The sequence below is a fragment of the Pseudomonas sp. Tav-5-1A genome, from assembly GCF_055755055.1.
This window is the reverse complement of record NZ_CM146901.1, coordinates 6,028,140-6,041,135: the sequence shown is the minus strand read 5'-3', so window position 1 is coordinate 6,041,135 and position 12,996 is coordinate 6,028,140. Positions and strand designations below refer to the sequence as shown.

Genomic DNA, 12,996 nt, shown 5'->3' with positions numbered 1-12,996 from the left:
AAAAATTGGGGTCCCTGCTTTGCGGGGGCTATCCAAGACCGTAGGCGACGCAAGTCTTAAACCACAAGCCTACGCAGATGGTGCTCCCGGTTCCTTTTTGGAACTAGACACCAAAACGACATCCGGCCCAGGCCAGATGAAACGGTAACAAGCAGGAGTTAAACCCGTGGCAATTAAACTCGAAGACAAGAAGGCCATCGTCGCTGAAGTCAACGAGGCTGCCAAAGGTGCCCTGTCCGCTGTCGTGGCTGATGCCCGTGGTGTGACTGTAGGCGCTATGACCGGACTCCGTAAAGAGGCCCGCGAAGCTGGCGTATACGTACGTGTCGTACGTAACACCCTGCTCAAGCGCGCTGTTGAAGGCACCGATTACTCGATCCTCAACGACGTGTTCAAAGGCCCGACCTTGATCGCTTTCTCCAAAGAACATCCGGGCGCTGCTGCTCGTATCTTCAAAGAGTTCGCTAAAGGTCAGGACAAGTTCGAGATCAAGGCAGCTGCGTTCGAGGGCAAGTTCCTCGCAGCTAATCAGATCGACGTGCTGGCAACGCTGCCGACCCGTGACGAAGCCATTTCCCAGCTGATGAGCGTGATTCAAGGCGCTACCAGCAAACTGGCTCGTACTCTGGCGGCACTTCGCGACCAGAAAGAAGCCGCTGCAGCCTAAGGGCCGCTCGCTTCTCGCGTTTTTTGTTTATTTCGATGGTCGCGTAGGCCGTCCCCCAATTCAGGAAAAGAGTCATGTCCGTTACTCAAGAGCAAATCCTCGAAGCCGTTGGCGCAATGTCCGTAATGGAAGTTGTTGAGCTGATCAAAGCTTTCGAAGAAAAATTCGGTGTTACCGCTGCCGCTGCTTCGGCTGGCCCAGCTGTAGCTGCTGCTGCTGTTGAAGAGCAAACCGAGTTCAACGTTGTTCTGGTTGAAGCCGGCGAGAAGAAGGTCAACGTGATCAAGGCAGTTCGTGAACTGACCGGTCTGGGCCTGAAAGAAGCCAAAGAGAAAGTTGACACCGCTCCTCAGGTCGTTGCTGAAGGCGTTTCGAAAGAAGCCGCTGAAGACGCCAAGAAGAAGCTGGAAGAAGCAGGCGCCAAAGTCGAAGTCAAGTAATTTCGACCTTGCGTCTCCAGCCCGAGCGTCAAGCGAACGGCTGATGGCTGGTGGCTCATGCCACCGGCCTTTTTCCGTTATTGGCAGCTGATCAGGTCAGCGCCTCTAACGTGCTTCAACCACCGATGACGGTGGCGCAAACCAAGGGGTTTGCACGATTTTCTGGCCGCTCCCGTCGGGGGAGGCCAAACAAGCAGGTGACCAAGCTGGGGAACGCTGATGGCTTACTCATACACTGAGAAAAAACGTATCCGCAAGGACTTTAGCAAGTTGCCGGACGTCATGGACGTACCGTACCTCTTGGCTATCCAGCTGGATTCGTATCGCGAATTCTTGCAGGCGGGCGCGACCAAGGACCAGTTCCGTGACGTCGGTCTGCATGCGGCCTTCAAATCCGTTTTCCCGATCATCAGCTACTCCGGCAACGCTGCTCTGGAGTACGTTGGTTATCGCCTGGGCGAACCGGCCTTTGATGTCAAAGAATGCGTATTGCGTGGCGTAACGTACGCCGTACCTTTGCGGGTAAAAGTACGCCTGATCATTTTCGACAAAGAATCGTCGAACAAAGCGATCAAGGACATCAAGGAGCAGGAAGTCTACATGGGGGAAATCCCCCTGATGACCGAAAACGGTACCTTCGTAATCAACGGTACCGAGCGCGTTATCGTCTCCCAGTTGCACCGTTCGCCAGGTGTGTTCTTCGACCACGACCGTGGCAAGACTCACAGCTCCGGCAAACTGTTGTACTCGGCCCGCATCATTCCTTACCGCGGCTCGTGGCTGGACTTCGAATTCGACCCGAAAGACTGTGTATTCGTCCGGATCGACCGTCGTCGCAAGCTGCCTGCGTCGGTACTGCTGCGCGCACTGGGCTACAGCACCGAGGAAGTCCTCGATGCCTTCTACACCACCAACGTATTCCACGTGCAGGGCGAAAAGCTCAGCCTGGAGCTGGTGCCTCAGCGCCTGCGTGGTGAAATCGCTGTCCTGGACATCCTCGATGGTACCGGCAAGGTCATCGTCGAACAGGGCCGTCGTATCACTGCCCGTCACATCAACCAGTTGGAAAAAGCCGGCATCAAAGAGCTGGAAGTTCCGCTGGACTACGTGCTGGGTCGCACTACCGCCAAGGCCATCGTTCACCCGGCAACCGGTGAAATCCTTTGCGAGTGCAACACTGAACTGAGCACCGAGCTGCTGGTGAAGATCGCCAAGGCCCAGGTCGTCCGTATCGAGACGTTGTACACCAACGACATCGACTGCGGTCCGTTCATCTCCGACACGCTGAAGATCGACTCCACCGCCAACCAACTGGAAGCGCTGGTCGAGATCTACCGCATGATGCGTCCTGGCGAGCCGCCAACCAAGGACGCTGCCGAGACCCTGTTCAACAACCTGTTCTTCAGCCCAGAGCGCTACGACCTGTCTGCTGTAGGTCGCATGAAGTTCAACCGTCGTATCGGTCGTACCGAGATCGAAGGTTCGGGCGTGCTGAGCAAGGAAGACATCGTTGCCGTACTGAAGACCCTGGTCGATATCCGTAACGGCAAGGGCATCGTCGACGACATCGACCACCTGGGTAACCGTCGTGTTCGCTGCGTAGGCGAAATGGCCGAGAACCAGTTCCGTGTTGGCCTGGTGCGCGTTGAGCGTGCGGTCAAGGAACGCCTGTCGATGGCCGAAAGCGAAGGCCTGATGCCTCAGGACCTGATCAACGCCAAGCCGGTAGCGGCCGCGGTGAAAGAGTTCTTCGGTTCCAGCCAGCTGTCGCAGTTCATGGACCAGAACAACCCGCTGTCGGAAATTACCCACAAGCGTCGTGTCTCCGCACTCGGCCCAGGTGGTCTGACCCGTGAGCGCGCAGGCTTCGAAGTCCGTGACGTACACCCGACTCACTACGGTCGCGTGTGCCCGATCGAGACCCCTGAAGGTCCGAACATCGGCCTGATCAACTCCCTGGCTGCATACGCTCGCACCAACCAGTACGGCTTCCTGGAAAGCCCGTACCGCGTTGTTAAAGAGGGTGTGGTCACCGACGAGATCGTGTTCCTGTCCGCCATTGAAGAAGCCGATCACGTGATCGCGCAGGCTTCGGCGACCATGAACGAGAACAAGGTCCTGATCGACGAGCTGGTAGCCGTACGTCACCTGAACGAATTCACCGTGAAGGCGCCTGAAGACGTAACCCTGATGGACGTTTCGCCCAAGCAGGTAGTCTCGGTCGCAGCCTCGCTGATTCCGTTCCTGGAGCACGACGACGCCAACCGTGCGTTGATGGGTTCCAACATGCAGCGTCAGGCTGTACCGACCCTGCGCGCCGACAAGCCGCTGGTAGGTACCGGCATGGAGCGCAACGTTGCCCGTGACTCCGGCGTTTGCGTCGTGGCCCGTCGTGGCGGCGTGATCGACTCCGTCGATGCCAGCCGTATCGTTGTTCGCGTGGCGGACGATGAAGTCGAGCCAGGCGAAGCCGGTGTAGACATCTACAACCTGACCAAATACACCCGTTCGAACCAGAACACCTGCATCAACCAGCGTCCGCTGGTAAGCAAGGGTGACCGTGTTCAGCGCAGCGACATCATGGCCGACGGCCCGTCCACCGACATGGGTGAACTGGCACTGGGCCAGAACATGCGCATCGCGTTCATGGCCTGGAACGGTTTCAACTTCGAAGACTCCATCTGTCTGTCGGAGCGTGTGGTTCAGGAAGATCGTTTCACCACGATCCACATCCAGGAACTGACCTGTGTGGCCCGTGACACCAAGCTTGGCCCAGAGGAAATCACCGCTGACATCCCGAACGTGGGTGAAGCAGCGCTGAACAAGCTGGACGAAGCCGGTATCGTCTACGTAGGTGCCGAAGTCGGCGCCGGCGACATCCTGGTCGGCAAGGTCACTCCGAAAGGCGAGACCCAACTGACTCCGGAAGAAAAACTGCTGCGCGCCATCTTCGGCGAGAAAGCCAGCGACGTTAAGGACACCTCCCTGCGCGTGCCTACCGGCACCAAGGGTACTGTCATCGACGTGCAGGTCTTCACCCGTGACGGCGTTGAGCGTGACGCTCGTGCGCTGTCGATCGAGAAGAGCCAGCTGGACGAGATCCGCAAGGACCTCAACGAAGAGTTCCGTATCGTCGAAGGCGCAACCTTCGAACGTCTGCGTCAGGCCCTGGTTGGCCAGATCGTCGATGGTGGTGCCGGCCTGAAGAAAGGTCTGGAAATCACCAACGAAGTCCTGGACGGTCTGGAGCACGGCCAGTGGTTCAAGCTGCGCATGGCCGAAGACGCCCTCAACGAACAGCTGGAGCGTGCCCAGCAGTACATCGTTGATCGCCGTCGCCTGCTGGACGACAAGTTCGAAGACAAGAAGCGCAAACTGCAGCAAGGCGATGACCTGGCTCCAGGCGTGCTGAAAATCGTCAAGGTTTACCTGGCAATCCGTCGCCGCATCCAGCCGGGCGACAAGATGGCCGGTCGTCACGGTAACAAAGGTGTGGTCTCCGTGATCATGCCGGTTGAAGACATGCCACACGATGCCAACGGCACGCCTGTGGACGTGGTCCTCAACCCGCTGGGCGTACCTTCGCGTATGAACGTCGGTCAGATCCTGGAAACCCACCTGGGCCTCGCGGCCAAGGGCTTGGGCGAAAAGATCAACCGCATGCTCGAAGAGCAGCGTAAAGTCATCGAACTGCGCAAGTTCCTCACCGAGATCTACAACGAGATCGGTGGCCGCCAAGAGAACCTGGAAAGCTTCAGCGACCAGGAAATCCTGGACCTGGCGAAGAACCTGCGTGGCGGCGTGCCTATGGCCACCCCGGTATTCGACGGTGCCAAGGAAAGCGAAATCAAGGCCATGCTGAAACTGGCAGACCTGCCAGAAAGCGGCCAGATGCAGCTGTTCGACGGCCGTACCGGCAACAAGTTCGAGCGTCACGTTACTGTTGGCTACATGTACATGCTGAAACTGAACCACTTGGTGGACGACAAGATGCACGCGCGTTCCACTGGTTCCTACAGCCTGGTTACCCAGCAGCCGCTGGGTGGTAAGGCTCAGTTCGGTGGTCAGCGTTTCGGGGAGATGGAGGTCTGGGCACTGGAAGCTTACGGTGCTGCCTACACCCTGCAAGAAATGCTCACAGTGAAGTCGGACGATGTGAACGGTCGTACCAAGATGTACAAGAACATCGTGGACGGCGATCACCGTATGGAGCCGGGCATGCCCGAGTCCTTCAACGTGTTGATCAAAGAGATTCGTTCCCTCGGTATCGATATCGATCTGGAAACCGAATAACACGCGACGCGAATCGGGAGCAGGCCCCTAAAGCCTGCTCCCTGCTCCGCCAGGAGGAAAGGCCTTGAAAGACCTACTGAATTTGCTGAAAAACCAGGGTCAAGTCGAAGAGTTTGACGCAATCCGTATCGGGTTGGCGTCGCCTGAGATGATCCGTTCGTGGTCGTTCGGTGAAGTTAAAAAGCCGGAAACCATCAACTACCGTACGTTCAAACCCGAGCGTGACGGCCTGTTCTGCGCCAAGATCTTTGGCCCAGTCAAGGACTACGAGTGCCTGTGCGGTAAGTACAAGCGCCTGAAACACCGTGGTGTGATCTGCGAGAAGTGCGGCGTTGAAGTCGCGCTGGCCAAGGTTCGTCGTGAGCGCATGGCGCACATCGAACTGGCCTCGCCAGTTGCCCACATCTGGTTCCTGAAGTCGCTGCCGTCGCGTATCGGCCTGCTGATGGACATGACCCTGCGTGATATCGAACGCGTGCTCTACTTCGAGAGCTACGTCGTTATCGACCCGGGCATGACTACCCTGGAGAAGGGCCAGCTGCTGAACGACGAGCAGTACTTCGAAGCCCTCGAAGAGTTCGGTGACGACTTCGACGCCCGCATGGGTGCCGAGGCTGTCCGCGAGCTGCTGCACGCCATTGACCTGGAACACGAGATCGGCCGCCTGCGCGAAGAGATTCCGCAGACCAACTCGGAAACCAAGATCAAGAAGCTGTCCAAGCGCCTGAAGTTGATGGAAGCCTTCCAGGGTTCCGGCAACCTGCCTGAGTGGATGGTGTTGACCGTTCTGCCGGTTCTGCCGCCAGACCTGCGTCCACTGGTCCCACTGGATGGCGGTCGCTTCGCGACTTCCGACCTCAACGACCTGTATCGTCGAGTGATCAACCGTAACAACCGTCTGAAGCGTCTGCTGGACCTGTCGGCTCCTGACATCATCGTGCGCAACGAAAAGCGCATGCTGCAGGAAGCGGTCGATGCCCTGCTGGACAACGGTCGTCGCGGTCGCGCCATCACCGGTTCCAACAAGCGTCCTCTGAAATCCCTGGCTGACATGATCAAGGGTAAGCAGGGTCGTTTCCGTCAGAACTTGCTCGGTAAGCGCGTTGACTACTCGGGTCGTTCGGTAATTACCGTAGGCCCGACCCTGCGCCTGCACCAGTGCGGTCTTCCGAAGAAGATGGCCCTGGAGCTGTTCAAGCCGTTCATCTTCGGCAAGCTGGAAATGCGTGGTCTGGCGACCACCATCAAGGCCGCCAAGAAGATGGTCGAGCGCGAGCTGCCAGAGGTGTGGGACGTGCTCGCCGAAGTCATTCGCGAACACCCCGTGCTGCTCAACCGTGCACCGACCCTTCACCGTCTGGGTATCCAGGCGTTTGAACCAGTACTGATCGAAGGCAAGGCTATCCAGCTGCACCCTCTGGTCTGTGCCGCGTACAACGCCGACTTCGACGGCGACCAGATGGCGGTCCACGTACCGCTGACCCTGGAAGCCCAGCTCGAAGCCCGTGCGCTGATGATGTCGACCAACAACATCCTGTCGCCAGCCAACGGTGAGCCAATCATCGTTCCTTCGCAGGACGTTGTACTGGGTCTGTACTACATGACCCGTGAAGCGATCAACGCCAAGGGCGAAGGCCGCGTGTTTGCCGACCTGCAGGAAGTCGACCGGGTATTCCGCGCCGGCGAAGCAGCTCTGCACGCAAAAATCAAAGTGCGCATCAACGAGACTGTAAACGATCGTGATGGCGGCAGCGTCAAGAACACCCGTATCGTCGACACCACTGTCGGCCGTGCGCTGCTGTTCCAGGTTGTTCCACCAGGCCTGTCGTTCGACGTCGTCAACACGCCGATGAAGAAGAAGGCGATCTCCAAGCTGATCAACCAGTGCTACCGCGTGGTTGGTCTGAAAGAGACCGTTATCTTCGCTGACCAGTTGATGTACACCGGTTTCGCCTACTCGACGATTTCGGGTGTTTCCATCGGTGTTAACGACTTCGTTATCCCGGATGAGAAAGCTCGCATCATCGGTACCGCGACCGACGAAGTGAAAGAGATCGAAAGCCAATACGCTTCCGGCCTGGTAACCCAGGGCGAGAAGTACAACAAGGTGATCGACCTCTGGTCCAAGGCCAACGACGAAGTTTCCAAGGCGATGATGTCCAACCTCTCGAAAGAGAAGGTCATCGACCGTCACGGCAACGAAGTTGACCAGGAATCCTTCAACTCGATGTACATGATGGCTGACTCCGGTGCCCGGGGTTCGGCAGCTCAGATTCGTCAGCTGGCTGGTATGCGTGGCCTGATGGCCAAACCGGACGGTTCGATCATCGAGACGCCAATTACCGCGAACTTCCGTGAAGGTCTGAGCGTACTCCAGTACTTCATCTCGACTCACGGTGCTCGTAAGGGTCTGGCGGATACCGCGTTGAAAACCGCTAACTCCGGTTACCTGACTCGTCGTCTGGTAGACGTGGCGCAAGATCTGGTAGTTACCGAGATCGATTGCGGCACCGAGCAGGGTCTGCTGATGACCCCGCACATTGAAGGCGGCGACGTTGTAGAGCCGCTGGGTGAACGTGTACTGGGCCGTGTTATCGCCCGTGACGTGTTCAAGCCAGGCACCGACGAAGTCATCGTCCCTGCCGGCACCCTGGTAGACGAGAAGTGGGTAGAGTTCATCGAACTCAACAGCATCGACGAAGTGATCGTTCGCTCGCCGATCAGCTGTGAAACCCGCTACGGCATCTGCGCCAAGTGCTACGGTCGTGACCTGGCTCGTGGTCACCAGGTGAACATCGGTGAAGCGGTCGGCGTTATCGCTGCCCAGTCCATCGGTGAGCCGGGTACCCAGCTGACCATGCGTACGTTCCACATCGGTGGTGCTGCAAGCCGTACTTCGGCTGCCGACAGCGTCCAGGTGAAGAACGGTGGTGTGGTTCGTCTGCACAACCTGAAACACGTGGAGCGTGCCGACGGCAACCTGGTTGCTGTGTCGCGTTCCGGTGAGCTGGCTATCGCCGACGACTTCGGTCGTGAGCGCGAGCGCTACAAGCTGCCGTACGGTGCCGTGATCTCGGTGAAGGAAGGCGACAAGGTCGACGCTGGTGCCATCGTGGCCAAGTGGGACCCGCACACTCACCCGATCGTTACCGAAATGAAAGGTACCGTGACCTTCGTGGGCATGGAAGAAGGTATTACGATCAAGCGCCAGACCGACGAACTGACCGGTCTGACCAACATCGAAGTACTGGACGTCAAAGACCGTCCTGCAGCTGGTAAAGAAATTCGACCAGCGGTCAAGATGGTGGGTGTCGATGGTAAGGATCTGCTGCTGCCAGGTACCGACGTACCGGCCCAGTACTTCCTGCCGGCCAACGCCCTCGTTGGTGTTGCGGATGGTGTGCAAGTGGGTGTGGGTGACGTTATCGCCCGTATTCCACAAGAGACCTCCAAGACCCGTGACATCACCGGTGGTCTGCCACGCGTTGCCGACCTGTTCGAAGCGCGTCGTCCGAAAGAAGCCTCGATTCTGGCTGAAGTCAGCGGCACCATCGCGTTCGGTAAAGAGACCAAGGGCAAGCGCCGCCTGGTCATTACCCCGAACGACGGCAGCGATCCGTACGAAGAGCTGATTCCGAAGTGGCGTCACCTGAACGTCTTCGAAGGCGAACAAGTGAACCGCGGCGAAGTTATCTCCGACGGTCCTAGCGATCCGCACGACATCCTGCGTCTGCTGGGTGTGAGCGCGCTCGCCAAGTACATCGTCAACGAGATCCAGGACGTTTACCGTCTGCAAGGCGTGAAGATCAACGACAAGCACATCGAGACCATCCTGCGTCAGATGCTGCGCAAGGTCGAGATCGCCGAGTCGGGTGACTCCAGCTTCATCAAGGGCGACCAGATGGAACTGACTCAGGTACTGGGCGAGAACGAGCGCCTGGCATCGGAAGACAAGTTCATCTCCAAGTACACCCGTGTGCTGCTGGGTATCACCAAGGCCTCGCTGTCCACCGAATCGTTCATCTCGGCGGCTTCCTTCCAGGAAACCACCCGCGTACTGACCGAAGCGGCGGTAACCGGCAAGCGCGACTACCTGCGCGGCCTGAAAGAAAACGTGGTCGTGGGTCGTCTGATCCCGGCCGGTACCGGTCTGGCATACCACAGCGAGCGCAAGCGTCGCCGTGATGCTGACAAACCGTTGCGTGTAAGCGCGAGCGAAGTCGAAGCGGCACTGACTGAAGCGCTGAACTCCAGCGGTAACTGAAAAGAGCAGGGCCCCGGCGTCTGCGACTGACGAACCTGGACACACAATGTCCAGGCTCGGCTGGTCGGGGAGGGCGGGGCCTTGCCTTGACTGGGGGCAAGATCCTCTTTAGACTCTTGTACCCCTAAATCTGGCGGGACGTATGTCCTGCCATTTTGCTTTTCTTGCAAGACAATAGCGTCGCAAGACAACAGTGGAGCTAGTAGATGGCAACTATCAACCAGCTGGTACGTCAGCCGCGTAAGCGTATCGTCGAGAAATCCGACGTACCTGCGCTGCAGAACTGCCCGCAACGTCGTGGCGTGTGCACCCGTGTGTACACCACCACGCCGAAAAAACCTAACTCGGCACTGCGTAAAGTATGCCGTGTGCGCCTGACCAACGGTTTCGAGGTTTCCTCGTACATCGGCGGTGAAGGCCACAACCTGCAAGAGCACAGCGTGGTACTGATCCGCGGCGGTCGTGTAAAAGACTTGCCAGGTGTTCGTTACCACACCGTTCGCGGCTCCCTGGATACTTCCGGCGTCAAAGGTCGTAACCAAGGTCGTTCGAAGTACGGTACCAAGCGTCCGAAGTAATGGCCGCTTGCAGCACATTGCAATTATCTATTTTTCTGAGTCGATAAGAGTAAGGTCGGGTCCCGCACCTCAGGGTGGGATGTCCCGAGCTAACCTGAAGACCGTTTGAGGGCTTATCCATGCCAAGAAGACGCGTAGCAGCCAAGCGCGAAGTGCTTGACGATCCAAAATACGGCAGCCAGATCCTGGCCAAGTTCATGAACCACGTGATGGAAAGCGGCAAGAAAGCCGTTGCCGAGCGTATCGTTTATGGCGCGCTGGAAAAGGTTAAAGAACGTAAGAACAGCGACCCACTGGAAATCTTCGAGAAAGCTCTCGACGCCATCGCTCCGCTGGTCGAAGTAAAGTCGCGCCGTGTAGGCGGTGCTACTTACCAGGTTCCGGTCGAAGTTCGCCCTTCCCGTCGTAACGCCCTGGCAATGCGCTGGCTGGTAGACTTCGCGCGCAAGCGCGGTGAGAAGTCCATGGCTCTGCGCTTGGCCGGCGAACTGCTGGACGCTGCCGAAGGCAAAGGTGCTGCAGTTAAGAAGCGTGAAGACGTTCACCGTATGGCTGAAGCCAACAAAGCGTTCTCGCACTACCGCTTCTAAATCCAGCGTCAATTATTTTGCGAGGGCTTTATGGCTCGTACAACTGATATCAAACGCTACCGTAACATCGGTATCGTTGCTCACGTGGACGCGGGTAAAACCACGACCACCGAGCGCGTCCTGTTCTACACAGGCGTAAACCACAAAATGGGCGAGGTGCATGATGGCGCCGCGACCATGGACTGGATGGTGCAAGAGCAGGAGCGGGGTATTACCATTACTTCCGCTGCTACTACCGCCTTCTGGGCAGGTTCGGTCAAGCAGTTCGAGAAGCACCGCTTCAACATCATCGATACCCCCGGCCACGTTGACTTCACCATTGAAGTAGAACGTTCGCTGCGCGTACTCGACGGTGCTGTCGTTGTGTTCTGCGGTACCTCGGGCGTTGAGCCACAGTCGGAAACCGTATGGCGTCAAGCCAACAAATACGGCGTTCCACGTCTGGTTTACGTCAACAAGATGGACCGTCAAGGCGCTAACTTCCTGCGCGTTGTAGGTCAGATCAAGCAGCGCCTGGGTCACACCCCGGTGCCAATCCAGCTGGCAATCGGCGCGGAAGACGAGTTCCAGGGTCAGATCGATCTGATGACCATGGAAGCTGTCTACTGGGATGACGCTGACAAGGGCATGGCCCCTCGTCGCGAAGCTATCCCTGCCGACATGCAGGAACTGGCTGAAGAGTGGCGCAGCAACATGGTTGAGGCTGCCGCCGAAGCCAGCGAAGAGCTGATGAACAAGTACCTGGAAGGCGAAGAGCTGTCGATCGAAGAGATCAAGACTGCCCTGCGTCAGCGTACTATCGCCGGCGAAATCGTTCTGGCCGTTTGCGGTTCCTCGTTCAAGAACAAGGGCGTGCCCCTGGTTCTGGACGCCGTTATCGACTACCTGCCAGCACCTGTCGACATTCCTGCCATCAAGGGTTCCGACCCGGATGACGAGACTGTTGCCATGGAGCGTCATGCAGACGACAGCGAGCCGTTCTCGGCTCTGGCGTTCAAGATCGCTACCGACCCATTCGTGGGTACCCTGACCTTCGCTCGCGTTTACTCGGGCGTGTTGAGCTCCGGCGACGGCGTGATCAACTCGGTCAAGGGCAAGAAAGAGCGCGTGGGTCGTATGGTGCAAATGCACGCAAACACCCGCGAAGAGATCAAGGAAGTACGCGCTGGCGACATCGCGGCCCTGATCGGCATGAAGGACGTCACCACTGGTGACACCCTGTGCTCCGCTGACAAGCCAATCATCCTGGTTCGCATGGACTTCCCGGAGCCGGTTATTTCGGTTGCCGTTGAGCCAAAAACCAAGGATGACCAGGAAAAAATGGGTATCGCACTGGGCAAACTCGCTCAGGAAGACCCTTCTTTCCGCGTCAAGACCGACGAAGAGACTGGTCAAACGATCATCTCGGGTATGGGCGAGTTGCACCTGGACATCCTGGTTGACCGGATGCGCCGTGAGTTCAACGTTGAAGCCAACATCGGTAAACCACAGGTTTCTTACCGTGAGAAGATCACGAAGAACTGTGAGATCGAAGGCAAGTTCGTTCGCCAGTCCGGCGGCCGTGGCCAGTTCGGCCATTGCTGGATCCGTTTTGCTCCGGCAGACGAAGGTCAGGAAGGTCTGGTATTCGTGAACGAAGTAGTGGGCGGTGTGGTTCCTAAGGAATACATCCCTGCTATCCAGAAGGGCATTGAAGAGCAGATGAAGAACGGTGTTGTTGCCGGCTATCCGCTCATCGGCCTGAAGGCGACCGTTTTCGATGGCTCTTACCACGACGTCGACTCCAACGAGATGGCGTTCAAGGTGGCAGCCTCCATGGCGACCAAGCAACTGGCTACCAAAGGTGGCGGTGTTGTTCTTGAGCCGATCATGAAGGTCGAAGTTGTAACACCTGAGGACTACATGGGCGACGTGATGGGTGACCTGAACCGTCGTCGCGGTCTGATCCAGGGTATGGAAGACACGGTTTCCGGCAAAGTTATCCGCGCCGAAGTTCCGCTGGGTGAGATGTTCGGTTATGCGACCGACGTCCGTTCCATGTCTCAGGGTCGCGCGAGCTACTCTATGGAATTCTCCAAATACTCCGAAGCTCCGTCGAACATCGTCGAAGCTATCGTTAAAAAACAAGGCTGATTCAGCCCCTTTAGGCTAGGAGTTCACTGTC

Annotated in this window: 7 protein-coding genes; all 7 read left to right on the top strand. The window is 57.7% G+C overall.

The features are described 5' to 3' along the window. The first annotated feature begins 166 nt into the window (after positions 1 to 166). The 7 genes from rplJ (at position 167) to fusA (ending at position 12,965) form a co-directional block, all read left to right on the top strand. A complete protein-coding gene (rplJ, locus tag AC0J42_RS27895; protein WP_416427126.1) occupies positions 167 to 667 on the top strand; it encodes a 50S ribosomal protein L10 in 501 nt (166 codons plus the stop codon). A 74-nt stretch (positions 668 to 741) separates the two neighbouring features. Continuing rightward, the gene (gene rplL / locus AC0J42_RS27890) at positions 742 to 1,107 is read left to right on the top strand and encodes a 50S ribosomal protein L7/L12 (protein ID WP_416427125.1); all 366 of its coding nucleotides are present in this window, start codon (positions 742 to 744) and stop codon (positions 1,105 to 1,107) included. A 219-nt stretch (positions 1,108 to 1,326) separates the two neighbouring features. Beyond that, entirely contained in the window at positions 1,327 to 5,400 is a 4,074-nt protein-coding gene (gene rpoB / locus AC0J42_RS27885; RefSeq protein WP_416427124.1) for a DNA-directed RNA polymerase subunit beta, read from the top strand. A 64-nt stretch (positions 5,401 to 5,464) separates the two neighbouring features. Beyond that, complete coding sequence (gene rpoC / locus AC0J42_RS27880; RefSeq protein WP_268147895.1) at positions 5,465 to 9,664, top strand: DNA-directed RNA polymerase subunit beta'; 4,200 nt, start codon at positions 5,465 to 5,467, stop codon at positions 9,662 to 9,664. Positions 9,665 to 9,870: 206 nt separating this feature from the next. Beyond that, positions 9,871 to 10,242, top strand: coding sequence for a 30S ribosomal protein S12 (rpsL, locus tag AC0J42_RS27875; RefSeq protein WP_003186084.1), 372 nt, complete (start codon positions 9,871 to 9,873; stop codon positions 10,240 to 10,242). 119 nt (positions 10,243 to 10,361) lie between these two features. Then, the gene (gene rpsG / locus AC0J42_RS27870) at positions 10,362 to 10,832 is read left to right on the top strand and encodes a 30S ribosomal protein S7 (protein ID WP_002555493.1); all 471 of its coding nucleotides are present in this window, start codon (positions 10,362 to 10,364) and stop codon (positions 10,830 to 10,832) included. Positions 10,833 to 10,862: 30 nt separating this feature from the next. Next, entirely contained in the window at positions 10,863 to 12,965 is a 2,103-nt protein-coding gene (gene fusA, locus AC0J42_RS27865) for an elongation factor G (RefSeq protein ID WP_416427123.1), read from the top strand. Positions 12,966 to 12,996 lie beyond the last annotated feature (31 nt).

Bases quoted from the DNA above. Each gene is read 5' to 3' on its own strand.
- rplL (WP_416427125.1), top strand. From the start codon at position 742: ATGTCCGTTACTCAAGAGCAAATCCTCGAAGCCGTTGGCGCAATGTCC.
- rpoB (WP_416427124.1), top strand. From the start codon at position 1,327: ATGGCTTACTCATACACTGAGAAAAAACGTATCCGCAAGGACTTTAGC.
- rpsL (WP_003186084.1), top strand. From the start codon at position 9,871: ATGGCAACTATCAACCAGCTGGTACGTCAGCCGCGTAAGCGTATCGTC.
- rpsG (WP_002555493.1), top strand. From the start codon at position 10,362: ATGCCAAGAAGACGCGTAGCAGCCAAGCGCGAAGTGCTTGACGATCCA.
- fusA (WP_416427123.1), top strand. From the start codon at position 10,863: ATGGCTCGTACAACTGATATCAAACGCTACCGTAACATCGGTATCGTT.